The organism is Novosphingobium umbonatum (assembly GCF_004005905.1).
GTDB lineage: Bacteria > Pseudomonadota > Alphaproteobacteria > Sphingomonadales > Sphingomonadaceae > Novosphingobium > Novosphingobium umbonatum.
Genome location: NZ_SACO01000003.1, coordinates 266,907 through 287,798, shown reverse-complemented (window position 1 = coordinate 287,798; position 20,892 = coordinate 266,907). Strand labels below are relative to the sequence as shown.

At 61.6% G+C, this 20,892-nt stretch carries 18 protein-coding genes; 5 read left to right on the top strand and 13 right to left on the bottom strand.

Annotated elements, in window-relative coordinates:
* Positions 1–3: 3 nt before the first annotated feature.
* Positions 4–1,470, top strand: a complete 1,467-nt coding sequence (locus EOE18_RS05800) for a chemotaxis protein CheW (protein ID WP_127707139.1) — start codon at positions 4–6, stop codon at positions 1,468–1,470.
* Here the strand turns inward: EOE18_RS05800 and EOE18_RS05795 are convergent.
* The gene (locus tag EOE18_RS05795) at positions 1,461–2,360 is read right to left on the bottom strand and encodes a LysR family transcriptional regulator (protein ID WP_127707137.1); all 900 of its coding nucleotides are present in this window, start codon (positions 2,358–2,360) and stop codon (positions 1,461–1,463) included. The two genes, EOE18_RS05800 and EOE18_RS05795, sit on opposite strands and share 10 nt — an antisense overlap.
* A gap of 105 nt (positions 2,361–2,465) precedes the next feature.
* Between EOE18_RS05795 and EOE18_RS05790 the strand changes: the two genes are divergently transcribed.
* The 3 genes from EOE18_RS05790 to EOE18_RS05780 all read left to right on the top strand — a co-directional run bounded on the left by EOE18_RS05790 (position 2,466) and on the right by EOE18_RS05780 (position 6,948).
* Positions 2,466–2,984, top strand: coding sequence for an SRPBCC family protein (locus tag EOE18_RS05790; RefSeq protein WP_127707135.1), 519 nt, complete (start codon positions 2,466–2,468; stop codon positions 2,982–2,984).
* Positions 2,985–2,998: 14 nt separating this feature from the next.
* The gene (locus EOE18_RS05785) at positions 2,999–4,105 is read left to right on the top strand and encodes an NADH:flavin oxidoreductase/NADH oxidase (protein WP_127707133.1); all 1,107 of its coding nucleotides are present in this window, start codon (positions 2,999–3,001) and stop codon (positions 4,103–4,105) included.
* A gap of 95 nt (positions 4,106–4,200) precedes the next feature.
* Positions 4,201–6,948, top strand: a complete 2,748-nt coding sequence (locus EOE18_RS05780; RefSeq protein WP_127707131.1) for a bifunctional diguanylate cyclase/phosphodiesterase — start codon at positions 4,201–4,203, stop codon at positions 6,946–6,948.
* Positions 6,949–6,984: 36 nt separating this feature from the next.
* On the opposite strand, the gene EOE18_RS05775 is transcribed toward EOE18_RS05780, so the two are convergent.
* Both EOE18_RS05775 and EOE18_RS05770 read right to left on the bottom strand, forming a co-directional pair.
* Positions 6,985–8,472, bottom strand: a complete 1,488-nt coding sequence (locus EOE18_RS05775) for an alginate export family protein (RefSeq protein WP_127707129.1) — start codon at positions 8,470–8,472, stop codon at positions 6,985–6,987.
* 98 nt (positions 8,473–8,570) lie between these two features.
* Positions 8,571–9,881, bottom strand: a complete 1,311-nt coding sequence (locus EOE18_RS05770) for an MFS transporter (protein WP_127707127.1) — start codon at positions 9,879–9,881, stop codon at positions 8,571–8,573.
* Between the two features lie 401 nt (positions 9,882–10,282).
* Here EOE18_RS05770 and EOE18_RS05765 point away from each other — a divergent pair, with 401 nt between their 5' ends.
* The gene (locus EOE18_RS05765; protein ID WP_127707125.1) at positions 10,283–11,248 is read left to right on the top strand and encodes a helix-turn-helix domain-containing protein; all 966 of its coding nucleotides are present in this window, start codon (positions 10,283–10,285) and stop codon (positions 11,246–11,248) included.
* Positions 11,249–11,274: 26 nt separating this feature from the next.
* Here the strand turns inward: EOE18_RS05765 and EOE18_RS05760 are convergent, their stop codons facing one another.
* The 10 genes from EOE18_RS05760 to EOE18_RS05715 all read right to left on the bottom strand — a co-directional run bounded on the left by EOE18_RS05760 (position 11,275) and on the right by EOE18_RS05715 (position 20,891).
* The gene (locus EOE18_RS05760; RefSeq protein ID WP_127707123.1) at positions 11,275–11,646 is read right to left on the bottom strand and encodes a response regulator; all 372 of its coding nucleotides are present in this window, start codon (positions 11,644–11,646) and stop codon (positions 11,275–11,277) included.
* A 381-nt stretch (positions 11,647–12,027) separates the two neighbouring features.
* Positions 12,028–13,146 (bottom strand): methyl-accepting chemotaxis protein, encoded by a 1,119-nt coding sequence (locus EOE18_RS05755; RefSeq protein ID WP_127707121.1) that lies wholly within the window; start codon positions 13,144–13,146, stop codon positions 12,028–12,030.
* 5 nt (positions 13,147–13,151) lie between these two features.
* The gene (locus EOE18_RS05750; RefSeq protein WP_127707119.1) at positions 13,152–13,526 is read right to left on the bottom strand and encodes a response regulator; all 375 of its coding nucleotides are present in this window, start codon (positions 13,524–13,526) and stop codon (positions 13,152–13,154) included.
* A complete protein-coding gene (locus EOE18_RS18610) occupies positions 13,523–13,957 on the bottom strand; it encodes a hypothetical protein (protein WP_181953016.1) in 435 nt (144 codons plus the stop codon). The genes EOE18_RS05750 and EOE18_RS18610 overlap by 4 nt, the downstream gene beginning before the upstream one ends.
* Complete coding sequence (locus tag EOE18_RS05740; RefSeq protein ID WP_127707117.1) at positions 13,957–16,257, bottom strand: chemotaxis protein CheA; 2,301 nt, start codon at positions 16,255–16,257, stop codon at positions 13,957–13,959. Before EOE18_RS05740 ends, EOE18_RS18610 begins: the two co-directional genes overlap by 1 nt.
* Positions 16,248–16,661 carry a response regulator gene (locus tag EOE18_RS05735; protein ID WP_127707115.1) on the bottom strand — a complete coding sequence of 138 codons (414 nt, stop codon included), beginning with the start codon at positions 16,659–16,661 and terminating at the stop codon, positions 16,248–16,250. The genes EOE18_RS05740 and EOE18_RS05735 overlap by 10 nt, the downstream gene beginning before the upstream one ends.
* 8 nt (positions 16,662–16,669) lie before the next feature.
* Complete coding sequence (locus EOE18_RS05730; protein WP_127707113.1) at positions 16,670–17,533, bottom strand: CheR family methyltransferase; 864 nt, start codon at positions 17,531–17,533, stop codon at positions 16,670–16,672.
* Between the two features lie 4 nt (positions 17,534–17,537).
* Positions 17,538–18,140 carry a HEAT repeat domain-containing protein gene (locus EOE18_RS05725; protein ID WP_164852669.1) on the bottom strand — a complete coding sequence of 201 codons (603 nt, stop codon included), beginning with the start codon at positions 18,138–18,140 and terminating at the stop codon, positions 17,538–17,540.
* Between the two features lie 25 nt (positions 18,141–18,165).
* Entirely contained in the window at positions 18,166–19,266 is a 1,101-nt protein-coding gene (gene cheB, locus EOE18_RS05720) for a chemotaxis-specific protein-glutamate methyltransferase CheB (protein ID WP_127707109.1), read from the bottom strand.
* A gap of 38 nt (positions 19,267–19,304) precedes the next feature.
* On the bottom strand, positions 19,305–20,891 hold the full coding sequence (locus tag EOE18_RS05715; protein WP_127707107.1) for a chemotaxis protein CheW: 1,587 nt from the start codon (positions 20,889–20,891) through the stop codon (positions 19,305–19,307).
* Between the last annotated feature and the right edge of the window lies 1 nt (position 20,892).

Here is a 20,892-nt window from a genome sequence, read left to right as displayed (position 1 = left end):
CCGATGAACGCGCCGGTGTTGATGCCCGATCTGGCCGCCGCCATGGCGGGTAATGCGGCGCAGGACGATCTGCACGGGCTGGTGCGTGTGGGGGCGATGGAGATTGCCTTCCCCATCGCCCAGATCCGCGAAGTGGTACCCCATCCAGACCGGTTGCGGGCCACGCCGCGCACTATGCCCGCCCTGCAAGGGGCCATGGATTTGCGCGGGGCGATTGTGCCGGTGCTGGATCTGACCATGCTGATGGGTATGCAGGCCGATGGCGAAGTCGGGCAGCACCCTGACATTATCATGGTTTTGCGCACCAGTGACGGTGTGTTCGGCGTCGGTATTGATGAAATTTGCGGCGTGGTGGACCTTGGCCATCAACGCATGACGCCGATGAGCCATGTCAGTGGCGATGGCATGGCCGCCGTGGGACAAGTGATCCGCGCGGGCTTTACGCTTAATGGGCATAGCGGGGTGGTGCTGGATGCGCAGGCCTTTGTTGGCCTGCCCGGTCTGGCTCTGGCCGAGGATCGTTTGGTGTCGGCGGCGGCCCATAGCGCGGGCGGGGAACCCACGTTGATCTTCAGCATCGGGCCATACCGTTTCGGGCTGGCGGCCAAGGTGATCGATGCCTCCGTCCCGCAGGTGGTGGCCACGCCCAGTCCGGTGGATGACAGTCTGTGGATCGGGTTGATCAACCATAACGGGCGGCGCTTGCCGGTGGTGGATACGCTCAACCTCTTGGGCTTTGACCAGATGGCGCCGGCACGTGAAATGGCCAGCGTGGTCTTGCGGTTGGAGGATGGTGGCTTGATCGCGCTGCGGATTGACCGCGTGCACGACATGGCCCGCATCCGCCGCGAGGATTGGTTGACCCTGCAAGGCATGACCATTGGTCAGCGCGGCCTGCTGGGCGGGGCCTATCCGGGGGATCAGACGATCCTGATGCTGGACCCGGCAAAGCTGGCGGCAGACGCGACCTTGCAAAATCTGGCGCGACTGGAGGAAGGCAACCGTGTCAGCGCGGCCGCCGAAGCGATCGGGCAAGGGCGCAAAGCCTATCTGATCATCACATTGGGTGAGGGTGCCCATGCCGTGCCCTTGGAAGAGGTGGATGAAGTGCTGACCGCCTCGCTGGTGGAACGCATCCCTTTGGCGGGCGAGGCGGGCTGTGTGATCGGCCTGATGCCGCATCGCGGGGCGGCGGTGCCGCTGGTGGATCTGGGCAGCCGTTTGGGTGTGGGTTCCACCCGCCACGGCCCGTTCATCCTGTTGGCCAGCAGCGAGGGGCGGCGGATGGGCTTTATGATCGATGCCCTGTCGGCGGTGGAGCGCGTGGTCCCGCGCGAACTGGCGCAGGCGGGCGCGGGATCGGCAGGGCGCTTTGCCCCATCAGGCCTGCCCGGCGCGACCATCCTGACGCAGGAGGGCAAGACGTGCTCGATCCTCAATCTGGCCGATTTGATCGACGCTCAGCCTTGACACAGGTCCCGCAGCAAGCCGCGCAGCCAGCGGTGCATCGGGTCGCGGTGGCTGCGTTCGTGCCACACGGCGATTTTGGTGAAGCCTTCAACCTGTAACGGCAGGGGGCGGCGAACCAACCCATGCGCGCAATCGAGCAGGCGTGCAGGGACCGCCGCCACCATATCCGACCGCCGCAACACTTCGGCCAGAACAAGGAAGCAGGCGGAGGACAGCATCACGCGCCTATGCCGCCCCATCTCGGCCAAGGCGTCATCCACAATACCGGCAAAGGGATCACCCCGCAGCGACACCAGCCCGTGTTCCAGCGCACAAAAGCGGTCGAGGTCCATCGCGCCCTCGGCGGCGGGATGGCCTTCGCGCATGGCCAGCACATAGGTCTCGTCATACAGGCGGCGGGCATGCAGGCTGGGCGGGGCGCTGTCGGGGGTTAACAGGGCAAGGTCGATCTCGCCCTGTTCAAAGGCGGCCATCAATTGTCCGTCGGGCACCGAACGCACCGCCACGCGTATGCCCGGCGCTTGCCGGCGCAGCACGGCCAGCAGGGGCACCAGCAAGACCTGTTGCGCATAATCGGTGGCGGCAATGGACAATGTGGCCTGCACGGTGGCCGGATCAAAGCTGGCAGGCTGGATCAGCCCTTCGACACCGCCCATAATCGCCCGCAAGGGTTCGGCCAGAGCCAGCGCGCGCGGGGTGGGGACAATGCCATGGCTGGCGCGGCTGAACAGGGGATCGTCAAAGGCTTCGCGCAGGCGGGCCAGCATCCCGCTCACCGCCGGTTGCGTCAGGCCCAGACGTTTGGCGGCGCGGGTGACATTGCGTTCGACCAGCAAAGCGTCCAGCGCTTTGAGCAGGTTGAGGTCGAGGCTTCTGATATCATCTGTCATGATGGGCTTTATCGCATGGCGTGATTGGAATTATGTCATGCCCCATCCCATATCCCGATGGCAAGCGCTGGCGCATCGGCGCGCGGCCACAAGGACAGGTTTATCATGCATGCAATCCAATGGCCGGAGGGCTATCTTCCCGGCTTTTCCGATAATTTTGCCTCCAATGAAATGATCGTCGCCGGACTGACGGCGCAGCAGGTCTGGCCCTATCTGGCCAACACCAAGGCTTGGCCGACCTATTACGACAATTGCGCCGATATCGCTTTCCATGATGGCACAGGGCCGGTGCTCAGCGAAGGTGCCCGTTTCTTCTTCCGCACCTTTGGCTTTGGTGTCGAGGCGCAAGTGACCGAATATGTCGCCCCTGCCCGCGGGGTTGTCGGGCGCGTGGCATGGCATGGCTGGTGCGGCGAGGGTGCGGAGAGGCTGGACGTGCATCACGCATGGCTGGTCGAGGATTTGCAGGGCGGACGGTTGCGCATCCTGACGCAGGAAACCCAGAATGGTGCGCCCGCCAAAGCCCTTGCCAGCGCCCGCCCTGATCCGATGATCAATGGTCATCAAGACTGGATCAAAGGCATGATCGCCGCCGCCCAAGAAAACCGCGCTATCCCCGCTTGATAAAGGAAATTCCCATGTCTGCGCTGTTCACCCCTTACAAATTGAAAGACATCACCCTGCGCAACCGCATAGCGGTGCCGCCCATGTGCCAATATAGCGCCAAGGATGGCTTCGTCACCGATTGGCACGAAACGCATTACGCCGGCATGGCACGCGGCGGCGCAGGGTTGGTGATTGTCGAGGCGACCGGCGTTTCGCCTGATGGCCGGATCAGCCCCGATTGCACCGGCCTGTGGAGCGATGCCCATATCACGGGCATGGCCAAAGTGGCCGCTGCGATCAAGGCGGGCGGCGCGGTGGCGGGCATCCAGTTGGCCCATGCCGGTCGCAAGGCCAATGCCAATTGTCCATGGGGAGGCGACGACCATATTGCCTTGGATGACCCGCGCTATTGGGAAATCATCTCGCCTTCGCCCATCGCCTTTGGTGGCGGTCTGTCGCGTGTGCCGCGCGAAATGACCTTGGAGGATATTGCCCGCGTCAAGGCCGACTTTGTGGCCGCCGCCCGTCGCGCTCTGGAGGCTGGTTTTGAATGGCTGGAACTGCATTTCGCCCATGGCTATCTGGCGCAGAGCTTTTTCTCCATCCACGCCAACCAGCGCAGCGATGCCTATGGTGGCGATGCGGCGGGGCGCGGGCGCTTCTTGCAGGAAACTTTGGCGGCGGTGCGCGAAGTCTGGCCCGAGCGCCTGCCTTTGACCGCTCGGTTCGGCGTGCTGGAATTTGATGGCCGCGACGAGGAAACCCTGGCTGAAGCCATCGGCCTGACCCGCCAGATGCGCGAAGGTGGGCTGGATTTCCTCAGCGTCTCGATCGGCTTTTCCACGCCCGATGCGCAAGTGCCTTGGGGACCTGCCTTCATGGGCCCCTATGCCAAGCGCGTGCGCGAAGAGGCGGGCATTCCGGTGGCAACGGCATGGGGCTTTGATGCGCCCGATGATGCCGAACGCGCCATCGCCGAGGGGCAGATGGATGTGGTGATGATCGGTCGGGCCTTTCTGGCCAACCCGCATTACCCCTATGTGCTGGCGCAGAAGCTGGGTGTGGCCAAGCCTGACTGGGTTCTGCCCACCCCCTATGCCCATTGGCTGGAACGTTATCACGGCGTAGCCAAAGGCTGACCGTGAACCCTGCGGGGGATACCTATCGGGTGTTCCCCCGCGCTTTACCCTGAGGGCTTAAGGATAGGCAATCTTAAGATCGCTCAGGACAATCCATGCCCTCACTACTTACTTGCATTGCCTATCAACACCAGCCTTGGCTGGTGGCAATGGCGGCAGCGATCTGTCTGGCCACCGCCATCAGCGGCACATCCATGCTGCGCCGCGCGCATGAACGGCGGGCGTTGCATTGGATGGTGGCGGCGGGTCTGTCCACCGGCTTTGGCGTGTGGTCCACCCATTTCGTGGCCATGCTCGGCTATTTGCCGGGCGTGCCGGTGTCCTATCTGGTCTGGCCTACGCTTTTGTCGCTGGCCTTGGTGATGGGCGGGATCGTGCTGGGCTTTGCGCTGGCCTTGGGGCTTGGCGTGGGGTGGAAAGGCACGAGGCAGGCAGCCTGCACTTTGGGCGCGATGGTGGTGGGTGGATCGGTGGCGGCCATGCATTATCTGGGCATGAGCGCCTTGGAAATGCCCGCCAGCATCCGCTGGAACGAGGCCTATGTCTTGGCTTCGCTGGTTGCCTCTGTGGTGCCGCTCTATCCCGCTTTTCAGGTCGTGCTGTCCGATCGCCCCTTGTGGCAGGCCGCCGGTTGGCTGACGCTGGGCGTGGTCTTGCTGCATTTCACCGGCATGACGGCGATGGAACTGGTGCCTTCCCGCATGGCACAGGCGCAAGGTCTGGTGCTGGCACCGGCGGTCATGTCCGCGGTGGTGGGGCTGGCCACGGGATTGCAATTGACGCTTTGCGCGGTGGCCATGATGGTCAGCCGCCGGATGTGGGCGCGATTACAGGCCCGCGAGCGGGACTTTTCCATTCTGGTCAAAGGTATTTCGGACTGCGCGCTCTATATGCTGACCCCGCAGGGCAAGGTGGCCAATTGGAATGCAGGCGCACAAAGGTTGAAGGGCTACACCGCCGAGGAAGTGGTGGGCGAGCCTCTGGCGCGTTTCTACACCATGGAGGATCGCGCGCGTGGCGCTCCGCAGCGGGCCTTGGCCATTGCCCATGATGAGGGCAAGTTCACCGGCGAGGGTTATCGTTGCCGCAAGGATGGCACGACCTTTTGGGCGCATGTGACCATCGAAAAGATCGTGGACGAGGAAGGCCAGTTCATCGGCTTTGCCAAGATCACCCGCGACATGACCCGTTTCAAACAGGATCAGGACCAGTTGGCGGCGATGAAGGGCCAATTGGATATGGCGCTGGACAATATGCACCAAGGCCTTGCCCTGTTTGACGCCGACGAGCGTCTGGTGCTGTGCAACCGCCGTCTCAGCCAATTGTGGGGCGTCGAACCCGATGCCATCACGGCGGGCATGACGCTGGGCGAGGTGTTGTCGGTTCTGGCCAAGGGCGATGGCGAATTGCGCGCCCAATTGGAAATGGCGCTGGTGGCCTATACTGCCGAACCGGGCGTGCTGGCCTGCCGCGAGGATTTCGTGCTGTCCGTGATCAGCAGGCCTTTGGCCGAGGGCGGATGGGTTTCCACCTTTGAGGATATTACCGAAAGCCGCCGCACAGAGGCCCGTCTGGCCCATATGGCGCGGCATGATCCTTTGACAGGCCTGCCCAATCGCGCGCATTTTGGCGAATGGTGCGCGGTGGAATTGGAGCAGGCCGCCCGCCATGGTCTGCGCTTTGCCATGGTGGCGATGGATCTGGAACAGTTCAGAACGGTCAATGATGTGCATGGCTATGCCGGTGGCGATCAGGCCCTGCGCGCCATTGCGGCCCGATTGCAGGCCGCTTGTGGTGAGGGGGAATGGGTGGCGCGTCTGGGCGGCGATGAATTTGCCGCTGGGCGCATTCTGGAAAATGACCAGCAATTGAGCGATTTCCTCACCCGCCTTCAGTCCTGTTTCGAAGGCGAGGAGAGCGTGGGCGTCAACGCCAAATTCGGGGTGGCCCTGTCCCCCGCCGATGGGCCAGACCGCGAGACCTTGCTGGTCAATGCCGATCTGGCGGTGCAGCGCGCCAAGGCCAGTTTTGGCGAGATGATTTGCTATTACCAGTCCGAGATGGACGAGGCCGTCCGCACCCGCCGCCAGATCGCCGCCGATCTGCGCTATGCGGTGGAGCGGCAGGAACTGCGCCTGCTCTATCAACCGCAACATGCCGTGCAGACTGGCGAGCTTGTCGGTTATGAGGTGCTGGTGCGATGGGTGCATGGCACGCGCGGCATGATCAGCCCGATGGACTTCATCCCCATTGCCGAGGAAACCGGCGACATTCTGGCGATTGGCGAATGGGTCTTGCGCGAGGCGGCCATGGCGGCGGCGCAGTGGGACAATGGTTTGAAGGTGGCGGTCAACCTGTCGCCGGTGCAGTTGCAACAGCCTGATCTGGTGCGCCGCATCACCGAAATCCTGCTGGAAAGCGGTCTGCCGCCCAAACGTTTGGAATTGGAGATTACCGAAAGCGCGATCATTTCCGACAAGCTACAGGCCTTGCATATGCTGCGTCAGATCAAGGCCTTGGGCATTTCCATCGCCATGGATGATTTCGGAACGGGCTATTCCTCGCTCGATACTTTGCATTCCTTCCCGTTTGACAAGATCAAGATCGATAAATCCTTCCTGATGCAATCCTCCACCAGCCCGCAGGCCGCGGCCATTTTGCGCGCGGTGCTGGCCTTGGGGCGCAGCCTGAAGATACCGGTGCTGGCCGAAGGGGTCGAAACCCCCGAGCAATTGGAATTGCTGCTGAGCGAGGGCTGTGCCGAGGGTCAGGGTTATCTCTATGGTCGCCCGCAGCCTTTGGAAGCCGATGGTGCGCCCTTGGGGCTGGGCGCCACCGGATAGGAAAAAGGGGAGTGTCGCGCTCCCCTTCATCGGCTTTTACAATTTCCAGTCAGCCATCAGGCCAAAGTAATTGCCATTGCGCCCGCCATCGGCCTTCAGACCATCGCTGGCGGCCAGATAGGTTTCATACAGTTTGAATTGCAGGCGGCGCGTGGCCTGCCAACTGGCTTCCAGATTATAGCTGGTGCCAATGCTCAGGCTGCCCGCATAGGGTTTGAGCGAAGCGCCCGCCGGACCGATATAGACGCCATCGGCCGATGTCTGGCGGCGCAGGAAATCGGGGCCTGCCATGATCGACACATCCTTGCGTGGCTTCACCGTCAGGCTGGGATAGATGTCCACCAGATTGGACAGGTTGAAGAAAGCCGCCTCGCTGGTCAAAGGCAGGCGAGGGGCCGCCGCCACAAAGGTTTCCGCGCGGCCATCGGTCAGATTGCCATCGCCGCTGAAGACATCGGCGCGCAGGCCAAGGCGGGGGCTCCATGGCTGCTGCGCCAGCGTATAGCCGCCTTCGAACATCACCGCATAGGCATGGATCGGCTCGCCACGATAATGGCCGCGTTGCAGGTCGGTTTCCAGATCCAGATCGACATGCTTGCCCTTCTTCCACAGGCGCACACCCCAGTTCTGGCGGTGGTCAATGCCGCTGCCTTCGCGGGTGGTCACGCTGGCCTTGTTCATTTCGTAGAAGTAGAGATCGGCGCTCAGGCCCGCCGTGATGGCATTGAGAGCCGAAGGCGCGCTGGCATAGACGCCCATAAAGCTGGCATTGTGGTTGGGGCCATCGTCAAAGCTGCCGGTCTTGATGTTGACCGGACGGACCGAGAAGGCCTGGACGGCCAGCTTGCCGGGCAGGATATAGCTCGCCTGCAAACCCTGATAGCTGAAGCGCATGTTCAGCCCTTCGCGCACGCCCACCAATTTGCCATTGCCCAAGGGCATTTCATAACGGCCGGGGCGCAAGGTGATCTGGCCCTTGTCACCCAAAGGCAGCGTCAGATCGACAAAGGCTTGCTGCACGTCGAACCGGTCATTGTTGGGGCCGGTGACCAGCTTTTCGCCATATTCGCGGTTGTCGCCCAATTCGACATAGGCGCGCAGATATTGCGTGGCGTGCAGGTCGGCATAGAGGCGGGCGCGGCTTTGCACCGGAGCATTGGCGTCATTGGCTTTTTGGCCCAGCGTGGAATGGCTCCAGTCGGTGTAATAGACGCGCAAACCGCCGCCCAGCGAGAGATAGACATCATCGCGGTCGGTCAGGTCGATATGTTTGATGCGGTCCAGAAACGGCGCCTGCGCCTTGGGCTTTTGCCCCCAGTCATCGGCCCAGCGCATGTTCTGCGGCACGCCTTCGGGACCTTTGCGGCCACCGGGGATGAGTTCGGCGGGCTTGGGCGCGGATTTGGGTTTGGCGGCTAAGGGTGAGGGCGATGCTGCGGTGGTTTGAGGCGCAGCATCAGGCGCAGCATGGGCCATGGCAGGGGCCAGCAACAGCGGGAGGGATGACAAGAGAAGCTGTTTCATGGGTGCAAAAATCCTTCTCCGGCGGTGAGGACACCGGAGTTGGGGCGGCTATTGTTTCAGAGCCGCCCCGCCTGTGAGAGAGGGTGGTGGAAGTGGCTTTAGGCCAGTTCAGATTCGCGGTAACGCAAGGAAGCCAGCACAAGGCCGCCCAGCAACGTGCCGCTGGCCATGATCGCCGCGACATGGCCCAGCGACCAATGGGCATCAAACAGCGCGCCCGCCACAATCGGGCCCAGCGCGGCGCCTGCACGGCCAATACCGATGACCAGACCCGTGCCGCCTGCGCGCAGGCTGGCCGGATAGGATTGGGCGATCACGGCATAAAGGCCAGCAGTCGCGCCATTGGTGAAGAAGCCACCCAGACAGGCCACCGCCGAGAGCAGGGCAATCGTGGTGATACCCTGACCAAAGCCGAACACCGCCACCGCGCCGCCCAGCATAAGGGCGACCACCAGAGGACGAACGCCCATGCGCTGGGTCAGCAGCGAAAGGGTGATCGCGCCCGTCGCGCCGCCCACATTGGCCCAGACCAGCACGCCGCCAGCCGCTGCAGGCGGGAAGCCCATGTCGACCACGATCTTGGGGATCCACTTCATCAGGAAGTAGAAGGTCATCATATGCGCGAAATAGGCAAAGATCAGCGTGACGCTGACCAGCGCAATACCGGGGGCGAACAACTGGGCCAGCGCAACGCCCTTCTTCTCCGTTTTTTCGATCGCAGGCAAAACGTCCAGTGCTGCGCGGCCCTGACGGGTCAGCGTGCGGTTGATCTTGTCCAGCGCGCCCTTGGGCTGTTTGATCAGCAGGAAAGCCACGGTTTCGGGTACAAAGAACCACACGATCGGCAGGAAGCAGGCGGTCATCATTGCGCCAAATTCAAACACCGATTGCCAATGGCCAGTGGCGGCCAACAGGCTGGAGGCGATGAAACCGCCGATCACCGCGCCGATGGGATAGCCGCCGACCATGATCGCCACGGCCAGATTGCGGCGCTGGGCATTGGAGCATTCGGCGACAATCGCGTTGGTCGCGGCCAACATGCCGCCAATGCCAAGGCCGGTATAAAGGCGAAACAGCGACAGTTGCGTCACATCCTGCGCCGTGGAGGCGAGGAACATCCCGCTGGCCATCACCACCAGACAGCCAAGGATGGTGGGGCGGCGGCCAATGCGATCCGCCAGCATCCCCAGCAAAAAGGCGCCCACGCCCATGCCGATCAATTCCATCGACAGGACCACGCCCAAGGCCTGCTTGGTCACATGCCAGTCCTTGGCAATGCCGGGCGAGGCGAAGCTGATCGACAAGACGTCAAAGCCGTCCAGAGCGTTAAGCGCGGTAGCGATGCCGATAGCCAGCTTTTGCCGGAAATGCATCGGTTCGCGCGCGATGATGGCGCGTGGGTCTTCCATGGTATTCCTCTTGTTTTATGATTGGTTGTGGGGGCGGACAGAACATGCCTGTCCAGCGAGGGAGCGTGAGGTCTGGATTGCCGCCGTCCGGTTAGGCCGTGTCACCGGCTGGCTGAAAAATGACGATGGGGCGGGCCATGAAATAACCTCGAAATATGCGCCATGCAGGGGTGCAAGCCATGCATCGGGCGCGCGTGGGCGGACGGGCAAGGCATGGCGGATGGGCGCAACGGGGGCATGGCCTTTCCTGATCCTCGCACAGGGGCAAGCTCCTCCAAGGGGTGGGCCTCGAAGGGGGGCAATGTCGTGGGGAAGTTGTCGGGGCGCGATCCATGCCGCCCTTGGCGCAACTTCCGGTCTTGCCGGTTGCGCATCTATGGCCAAATGCTTAGGCAGCGACCATGAAGGAAAGTGACATTCAGCAGGACATTTCGCTAAATCGCGCCGCGCCGGGCAGTTTGAGCAAAGTGGGCGTGCCGCGCTATGTGCTCTATGGCGATGCGGGCAATCGGCCGGACTGGTTCGTCAATCTGGAGGCGCTGGACCGGCGTTGCCGCGATCGTGGTTGGGTGATCAAGCCGCATGTCCATCCCCGTTTCGCGCAGATCATGATTGTCACCCATGGCGCGGGCGAAATGCATGTCGAAGGCGTCGAGCAGTCGTTCCGGCCGGGCAGCGTGATGATGGTGCCGCCCCACCGTATCCATGGCTTTCGCTATGATCTGGATACGCAGGGCTGGGTGCTGACCATAGAGAACCATTTCCTCGACGATCTGCTGGAGCGGGCACCGGCCTTGCGCATGGTGTTGCAGACGGCGGGGGTGTTCGATCTGGATTTGGCGGTGTTGGCCAAGCTGGAGCCGGAGATCGCCAAGCTGGAGCAGGAATTGCGGGGCGAGCAGGTCGGCTCGGCCATCGCATCGGAGATCCACTTGCTGGCGGTGATGCTGATCCTGTTTCGCCATTGGCCGATGGCGGCGCCTCCGACCGCGCCCGGCCATGGGCGGGCCGATCTGGTGGAGCGTTACCGCGCCTTGCTGGAAACCCGTTTTCGCGATCAACCGTCGGTGGCGGATATGGCGCAATTGCTGGGGGTGAGCGTGGCGCAATTGCGGCTGGCCTGTGGCGAAATGGCGGGCCTGTCGCCCTTGGCCATCCTGCATGAAAGGCTCTTGGCAGAAGCGCGGCGCTATCTGGCCTATACCGCTTTGCCCGTGGCGCAGATTTCGGATGAATTGGGCTTTTCCGAAGCCTCTTACTTCACCCGTTTTTTCGTAAAGGAAACCGGAGAGACACCAACCGCATGGCGGCGTTCCAACGGGTTTCGCGGGGGGCTTGATGGGGTTGGATTAACGGCAGGAGGGTGAGGGGGCTGGTGCCCCCTCAACGCCTGTTACGCAGGCAGGATTTGGCGCACCACATTGACCAGATCAGGGCCGGGGATGGGCTTTACCAGCCAACCGGTTGCGCCGAGCTTGCGGCTTTCCTCGCGCTTGGCCTTGTCGCTTTCCGTGGTCAGCGTCAGGATCGGGGTGAAGCGGCAGCTGGGCATGGCGCGGGCCTGCTTGATCAGTTCAAAGCCGCCCATGTCGGGCATGTTCACATCGGTAATGATCAGGTCGGGCTTATAGCCCCCTTTGAGGGTATCCAGAGCTTTGCGGCCGTTTTGTGCCGATTCCACCTTGAACCCGTTCATTTCAAGCGAGGCGCGGACACTCATGATCATCGTTGGCGAGTCATCGACGATCAGGATTTTTTTGCTCATCGTAATGGATCCCTTCCGTTCGGGCACTGTGATCGGCGCCTCTTTGGTGAGCCGCTTATAGCTTGGGGTGAGGAAACGGGTTCTAACGAATCGGGTTAAGATTTTTCCGATTTCTAGTTCTTTGTGTGATTTGTATTTTTGAAAATTGACGTAATTGGGGTGGATGTGTCCACACGGTCATGCATTTAAATGGTGTATTATTGTAAAACACGTTTTTGGGTGGAATGGCTGTGCCGCAAATTGCCCTTTAGGGCATACGGATATTCTTGTAGGTATTGTTTTGGTCCTGCTTGGCACCATCGGGCAGACGCCAAACGCGCAAAAGCCCGACCAGATGTCTGGCGGGCTCAAACGGGACGGCTTGCAGGAGGCTTTGCGGGGTTAGAACAATTCGATGCGTGGTGCAGCTGCCGAGGCACCGCCGACATGGGCGGCGCGTTGCTGCTCCATCACATAATTCTCCAGAATATTGCTCAGGCAGGTCGCAATCGAACTGTCTGGCGGAGCATCGTCATGGATGATCGCATTGGACAGCGCGACGAAATGATCCGAGATCATGTTGAGCGCACGCCCGACCTGTTCCAGTTGCTGACGGGCGACATCCTGAAACTGGATCGAACCGCAGAGCGTATTGAGCGGATCGCGCACCGCTTCACCACGCAAATGCACCTCGGTCAGCAGTTCTTCCTGCATCCGGCTTAGCATCGACATATGGTTGGACAAAGATTCAAAACTGTCCTGCAAATCGCGTGCACGGGCTTCATCGGCCAATTCCTGACCGGTGACGCGGGCCAGCAGGTCCTCGCTGATCAGGCGGTCCATCTCGCCCAGTTCCGAGCGCAGGTTTTGCGCCAGCGCACCGGTGTTGGAGGACAATTCGCGGATTTCCTCGGCAATCACTTCCAAACCGGTGTTGCTGCCAAGCCCTGCAATGCGGATGCGGGCATTGATGGCCAACAGGTCGGTATAGCGGCGGATGTCCTCGATTTCGCGCAGATGGCTCTTCATCTTGTCGGACAGCATATGCATGGTCGAAATGCTGTCACGGATTTCGCGCTGGGTTGTGTGATGCTGGTGAATAAGGTCGGAAATGATGCCGCGCCCCGCATCCACGCTGATTTGCAGAGTTTCTGCCGCCTCGACGAACTGGTCCGACTGCATCGTGGTGCTGACATGGCGCACCAGGTCGGACACGCTGCCTTCCACGTCCAGCGCCTGACCCAGAATATTCTCGGCGGCATCCTGCGTTTCGTTGCAGACATTGTGCAGATGGCGCTGCATCACTTCCACAAATTCGGCATAGCTGCTCATCTCCTCCACCAAGGCCATGGTGGCGGGATGGATGCGGTGGATGCGGCCGCCGGGTGGATTGAGTTCCACCAGATTGTCTGGCTCTGGCGGAGCGACGATCATGACCACAGGTTCCGGTTCGGGGGTGTCATCCCCTTGCGGCCCCTGTTGTCGCCACCAGCCATTAACGAGGCGCGAAAGCCATCCCATAGGTATCAGGCTCCCGGCACCATCTGCTTGACCACGGCCAACAAGTCGGTCGGTTGCACAGGTTTGACGATCCAGCCGGTTGCTCCCGCGCTGCGCGCTTCCTGCCTTTTGTCCATCGCGCTTTCCGTGGTCAGCATGATGATCGGGGTAAAGCGGGTGGTGGGCGTCTGGCGCAAGCGGCGGATCAGTTCGATCCCGTTCATGGACCCCATGTTGAGATCGGTGATGATCAGCGCGGGTTTTTGCCCGCCCTGCAATTCGCGCAAGGCTTCCTCGCCGCTGGCGGCTTTGGCGACATTATATCCGGCCCGCCCCAGAATGGCGCCCATGCTCATCAGAATGGTGGGCGAATCGTCGACAAGCATGATGGTCTTGGTCATTCTACAGGTTCCTTGGCCACAGTTTCCGTGGTTCCGTCATGCTTGGCAGAGTTGCGTGAACGGCGGGCGGTGGTCTTTTTCTTCGGCTGCCCGCTGCGTAGCGGGGGCAGAACGGTCTCGGCCTCGTCGGTGGCTTCGGCGGTGGGCTCGGCGATCTCCGGCGCTTCGGGAACAGCCACCAGGGCCAGACCCTGCGGGCGGGGCACAAAGGGGGCGAGCCAGCGGGCCAGTTGCTGATCCTGCGGCAAGGCCACCAATCGCGGCTGCAAGGCCATCAGGCTCTGCAGCAAAGCGCTATGCAGGCCGGTGCATGGCGTCAGGTCAACCTGACGCGCATCTTCGGCCAGCAGCCATTCGACGAATTCACCAGCTTCCTCCACGGTCACATCACCGTCAAAGCTGGCCACACTATCCTGATAAGCAATAGGCATCACAGGATCTCCTTCAGGTTCAAGACCAGCAACACGCGGCCATCGCCCAAAACAGCGGTTCCGGAGAACCCTCCCAGATTCGCGAGAATACCGGCAAAGGGTTTAAGGATTATATCCATGCCGGTCCCGAAATCGTCGATCACCAGACCGACCAACACCGAACCGATGCGCAGGATCAGCACCGATTCCAGTGCGGCGGGACGCGGTTCCATGCCCAACAGATTGCGCAGGCGGGTGATGGGGATCACCTGATCGCGCAGAACGACGGCCTCGCTGGATTTCATACGGCGGATATTGGCAGGTTCGATCCGCACCGTTTCCACCACCAGTTCCATCGGCACGCCATAGAGCTGTCCGGCCAGATCGACCGTCAACACGCGCGTCACCGCCATGGACAGGGGCAGCTTCATGCGAATGGTGGTGCCTTCGCCCAGTCTGGATTCCAGCGTGACCGCGCCGCCCAAACGCTCCACCGCCGAACGCACCGCATCCATGCCGACCCCGCGGCCGGACAGGTCCGACACTTGTTCGGCGGTCGAAAATCCGGGCAGAAACACCAGCTGCACGGCTTGTTCGCTGGTCAATTGCGCCGCTCTTTCGGCATCCAGCAGGCCGCGCTCCACCGCCTTGGCGCGGACGCGTTCAGGGTCGATGCCGCGTCCATCATCGCTGACGCTGATGATGACACTGTCGCCTTCCTGCTTGGCAGACAGGCGAATGGTGGCCACGGGGGGCTTGTTGGTGGTGACCCGAATTTCGGGCGGGCAGATCCCATGGTCCAAACTGTTGCGCAGAATATGCGTCAGAGGGTCGGCCAGCGCCTCGATAATGTTCTTGTCCGCCTCGGTGGTCTCGCCTTCGATGACCAGATCGACCTTCTTGTTCTGCTTGCGCGCGATATCGCGCACCAGACGCGGGAAGCGTTTGAACAATTCGGACACCGGCATCATGCGAATGTCCATCACCGCGCTTTGCATCTGGCGGGTGATGCGGTCGATGACCGAATATTTGTCCTTGATCTCGCGCGCCAGTTCACGACTGCCGAAACGGACCTCGGCATCGCGGGCCAGGAAAGGCAGGGCGTTTTTGGCCACCACCAATTCGCCCACCAGATTCATCATGGCATCGACCTTGCCCTGCTCCACGCGCAGGGTACGGTCCACCACGGTTTCGCTGCGTTCGACGGGACGGTCGAGGATATTATCCGGCAGACCATTAGTCGAGGCTCCGGCGCGATCGTCCTGCGCCGGGTCGTCCTGTTGCAACAGGCTGGCCAAAGCGTTGGACAAGGTTTCGGGCGTCGCACCGCCATCGGGCAAGGGGGAAGGCAAGCCCAAAGAGCGGCAGAGGTGGCGCAGCACATTTTCAATGTCCACCACCTGCCCATGACGGCCTGGAATGGCCAAAGCGCGCTGCTGCGCCTCCAGCAATTCACGGCCGATCGGGGTCAGCTTTTCCGCCAGCGGCGGCCCAGCCTCGATCAACTGGTCCAGATCGGGCGCGCAGAGCGTGATGCAATCATCGACATAGCGGAAGTGATGTTCGACCTCCAGGCGCGGGGCGGTAGAGGCGATCAGGAATTCCAGATTGCAGGCATAGGGATCGAACTGGTTCTTCGGCCCCCAATCGGCGCGCGGCTTGATGTCCATCCACACCATGCCCGGCGTGCCCAGCACCATGCGCAAGGGATCCTCACCGGCAAAGAAGCAGCCTTCATCGGGCACATAGGACAGCAACACGGGATTGACATTGCCCAGCGCCAGCAACAGCGCATCGCGATGGGTGATGGCCCATTCGGGCAACATATCTGCGGCTACAGTCTCTGCGCCGGTATCGGCGCCCGCGCTTTGGCCGTCCAGCCTTGCGCGATAGGCAGTGGCGTAGCGGCGAGCCACCTCCATACAGCCCTCTTGCTCGGCCCCGTTGGCGGCAAAGTCGGACAGCCAATTGCCGACATGGTCCAATCCGGCCAGCAATTCATCGGCGGTGGTGCCATCCATCTCCAGACGGCCATCGCGCATCGCGCCCAACAGGTCTTCACCTGCATGCACCAGATGCGTCAGCGCGGGCAGGTCAAACAGCCCCGCCGCCCCCTTGATCGAATGGACGCAACGGAACAGGGCATTGATCGCCTCGGGCGATTGGGGATGGCGTTCCAGCTCCAGCAGGGCCGAATTGGCTTCCTCCAGCAAATCGCGCGCCTCGCGCACAAAGCTTTCGGCCAGTTCGCTCAATTCCTGAGCGCTGAAAACGGGGTTTGCAGGGGCGTCCTGCTGGGTGTTTTTGGACCTCAGGGGCATGGCACACCTGTCATCAGTTGGACGGTGGACAGGAAACGGCTCGGGTCCACAGGCTTGGTGAGATAGAAATTGGCACCGGCCAGATAGGCGCGCTGGATATCTTCCTGCCCCTGTTCGGTGCTCATCATCACGGCGGGCACATGGCGCAGATCGGGATGGCGGCGCGCTTCGGCAAGGAAGGCGTAGCCGTCCATTTTCTGCATGTTGATATCGACCACAAACAGGTCAAAACTTTCCTTCAGGGCCGCCTCCAGCCCCTCCAGCCCGTTGATGGCCTCGCTCACCAGAAAACCGGCGCGTTTGAGGATTTGCGAGCAGTAAAGCCGCACGGTCAGCGTGTCGTCCACAATCAACACCCTGACGGGCGGGTCGATCGGCACGGGAATGGAAGTGTGCTGGTTCATGGCGGCGTTCACTTCATTGGGCGCTGGTGAACCAGCGCCTCGGGAAACTTGCGGGGCAGGAATATGTTCGAAATCCGGCTCATACTCTCCGAATGGCCAAGGCAGACAAAGCCGCCCGGGTTGAGCGCGTCGAAGAAATGCTCGGCCGCGCGGCGGCGCGAGATATCGTCGAAATAGATCAGCAGATTGCGGCAGAAGATCACGTCAATGTTGCGCAAACGGGCCATATGGGCCGGATTGGTGACATTCACGATGCTGAAATCGATGGATTCGCGCAGATCCTTGATGACCTGCCAATTGTCCCTGTCGATCTGCTGGAAATAGGTTTCGCGGATATTGGTGGGCACGCGATGCAGCGCGCGGGCCTGATAGATGCCCTGCTGCGCCTTGGCGATCACGCGCGTATCAATGTCCGAGGCGAGAATTTCTATGTCGAATTCGGATGCCCGCTTCCAGTTTTCCAGAATGGAAATGGCGATCGTATAGGGCTCCTCCCCCGTAGAGCAGGGGATGGACCAGATGCGGATACGGTCGCGGCGCGGGTCCTTGTTATCCGCGATCTCGTCCAGCATCCTGCGGGTCAGGCAGGTGAACTGGTAATCCTCGCGGAAGAAATAGGTTTCGTTGACCGTCATCTCGTTGATGAGGGCCTGCATCTCCGCGCCGCCCGCCTGGAACTTCACAAGGCTGAGATATTCGCGGAAGGTTTTGCATTCATTGGCCAGCATGCGTTCTTCCAGCCGCCGGTCGATGAAATAGCGGCGGCTTGCATCCATGCTGATGCCGGTCTTCTTGTAAAAGAAGTCGCAAAATGCCGTGATGTCTTCGACCGAGATGCGTGGCACCTGTTGGGCCGAGGTGGCTTGTCCCATCCTCTTATCCCTCGCGGATACGCTGCATCGCCGTTTCCGCGGCGAAGGCTAGGAAGGGTTCTTGCGGGAATTTGTCGATGATGGATTGCAGGATCGGCAGCACATCCTGTCGCCCCGTCCCGCCCAAAGCTTCGGCCAGATTGGAACAGACATTGGCGTCATCCTCCCGCTCGGCCAAGGCCATCAGCCAGTCGCTGGTGGATTCCACATGCAATTCATTGGCCAGCAGCACGGCAAAGATGCGCACATCGGGGTCGGGGCAGTAACCCAGAGGTTCCAGCAGGCGCACCGCATGCTCGGGCATGGTGCTCAAAGCTTCCAACGCGCCATTACGCAGGGCCGGATCGGCGGCCGACAGCAATTCCGACACGCCCAGCGCGGCTTCGTCGCTGTTGAGCGCGGCCAGTTCAAGGAAGGCAGTCTGGCGCACCAGATTATCCTCTTCCCTGGCCAACAGGCCCACCAGAGCGGCCACGGCATCGGGTTCATTGGCCCGCATCCGCACCGCGCGGCGGCGCTGCATCGGGTCGGCATCGTCCAGTTCGGGCAGCGGCATGGCGCCTGCGGCCTGTGTCGGATCTTCCTGCGCTTTTTGGCTGGTCTTCAACAGGCCCATTGCTGCATTCCCCCGCTCAGGCCTTCATGGCCGTTTTGATTGCATGCATCCGTGTATTGGCCACCCGCTCCAGCCTTGCGGCGATTTGCGAGGCGGTGATCACTTCATTCACGCATCCGCTTTCCACCAGGCTGCGCGGCATCCCGTAAACCACACAGCTCTCTTCACTCTCGGCAAAGACATAGCCACCGGCGCGATGAAGCTTGGCCAGTTCGGCCGCGCCATCGTCGCCCATGCCGGTTAAAAGCACGCCAATAAGCGAGTCCGCAGTTACCGTGTCCATCGCGGTGGACACCATGCGGCTGACGCTGGGATGCCAGTTGTAACGCTTGTCCGAAGGGGCGATGGTGGCCATCAACTCGCCATTGCGTTCCATCACCACCATGTCTGCATCGCCCCGCGCCACATAAATGGTGGAGGGTTCCAGCACCGTTTGACGGCGCAGTTCCACCACCGGCATGGCGCAGTAATTGTTGAGCCTTTCCGAAAAATGGCGGGTCACGGTGGCGGGCATATGCTGGCACACCAAAACCGGCATCGGATAATCGGCGGTCAGGCTGCTGAGGATTTCTTCCAGCACGGCCGGACCGCCGGTCGAGGCGCCGATCAAGGTCAAGGCCTCGTTACCCGAACCATAACCGCTGTTGCGGGCGCGCGGGATATAGGTCTTGCGCATGATGGTTTCGCGCTTGGCGGCCATCCTTTCGCGCAAGCCGGTGGAGCGGCGGATGCGGGCACCGGCGGCGGCTTTCACCTTGCCGATGATCAGATCTTCCTGCTCCTTGATGGCCACCGACACGGTGCCCTCGGGCTTGTGGACATAATCCACCGCGCCCAGCGCAATCGCTTCCAAAGTGGCCAAAGCGCCCTGCTCGGTCAGCGATGATATCATCACCACCGGCAGGGGCGTTTCGGACATGATCCGGCTCAGACAGGTCAAACCGTCCATTTCCGGCATGTTGATATCCAGCGTCACCACATCGGGCTTGTCTTCCGCAATCCGCAACAGCGCCTCGGCGCCGGTGCGGGCTGTGGTGACATCGAAACCGCCACGGGTCAGGATCTCGCCGATCTGGCGCCGCATCAGGGCGGAATCGTCGACAACCAACGCTTTCATATTATTCGCCTTTCATCCTTCCTATGGTTAAGGTCGGGTCAGGCAGCCGCCTGCACCACCTCGGCCATCTGGCCGGCATCCAGCAGGCGGTCTGCATCCAGCAACAGGATCATCCGCTTGGCTTCGGGCAGATTGGCCACGCGGCGGATGACGCGCCGCTGGTTCTCCGACAGATCGGGTGCGGGTTTGATCCGGTCGCGGCGGATACGCATCACTTCAGAGACCGAATCCACGATGAAGCCGGTCTGTACCCCGCCCAAAGTGAAGACCACGATCCGCTGGCGATCATTGGCCTCGATGGCGGGCAGGCCAAAGCGGGCGCGTTGATCGATCAGAGGGATTACCGATCCGCGCAGGTTCATCACCCCGCGGATGAAATTCTCGGTCTTGGGCACTTTGGCCAGTTCCGAGGGCACGCGGACGATTTCCTGCACCGAGGCGATTTCCACCCCGAATTCCTCGTCCATCAGGCGGAAGACCACGAATTGCTCTTCCTCGTGATGCGCGCTGCCCACGCTGCGCGTTTCAACCTGGTTCTGCACCGCCATATCCGCTCCTGCCGCTTCCAGCGCGCCTTCCAGAGCGCTGGTGATGGCCGGACGATCGAACATCGCCTCGGCCGAAAGGATGGAAACCAGCCTTTTGCCATTGTCCAACCGGCAGATGGAGCTGATCTCGGCCAGATCGTCCTGCGCGGCCAGCATGGCGGGCATGGAGTCAATCGCCCCGCGCCGCACGCGCAGCACTTCATTTACCCGATCCAGCACCACGCCAACGATCAAGGCGCCATTGTTGACCGATACCACGGCAACGCGGTTGTGATCGGCGCGTTCGGCGCTGGGCAGTCCGAACAGGCGGCGCAAGGACACCACCGGCAGCAGCCTGTCGCGCAGGGAGATCACCCCCATCACGCTGGGAGCGGCCTTAGGAACCTTGGTCACATTTTCGGGCAATTGCACGATTTCGCGCACGCTGTGGATCGGCAGGGCATATTCCTGACCCGCCACTTCGAAACTGACCAGCTGGATTTCGTCCTGAGAAGCGTCGGCGGCGCGAAGGTTGGCCATGGCGCTGGTGCTGTCGGCAAACAGATTGGCATGGCTGCCCTGCGCCAAAGCCAGCAGGGCAAATTCCTGCTCGATCAGACGCGCCGCTTCCAGGATCATCACCAGACCCAGATCGCCCTGATCCTTGATCACGCCGCGCAGCAATTCCGATGACAGGGTGGTTTCCACCCCATGCGCGGATTCGATCCTTTCAGGGTCGATGGTCACCACGCTGACCACACGGTCCACCACGATGCCGATGGGATGGCCCTGGTCCAGCACCACCACACGGGTGGCATCATCGGCGGCCACACGCTCGCTGCCAAACAAGGCGCGGGTGTTGACGATGGGCAGCACAGTGCCGCGCAGATTGGTCAAGCCTTCCAGACTGGGCGGGGCCAATGGCACGCGCACCACCTCTGGCATACGGATGATTTCCTTCACCTCGGTCAGGCTGACCGCGAAAGTTTCGCCCTGTACGGTGAAGATCGTGAATTGCTGGGGCAGGGCGGGGTCGTGCCCGCTCGGGGCGGAGGACCCTTCGGTCCCCGCCTGAGCAACGATTTTTGACTGGTACATG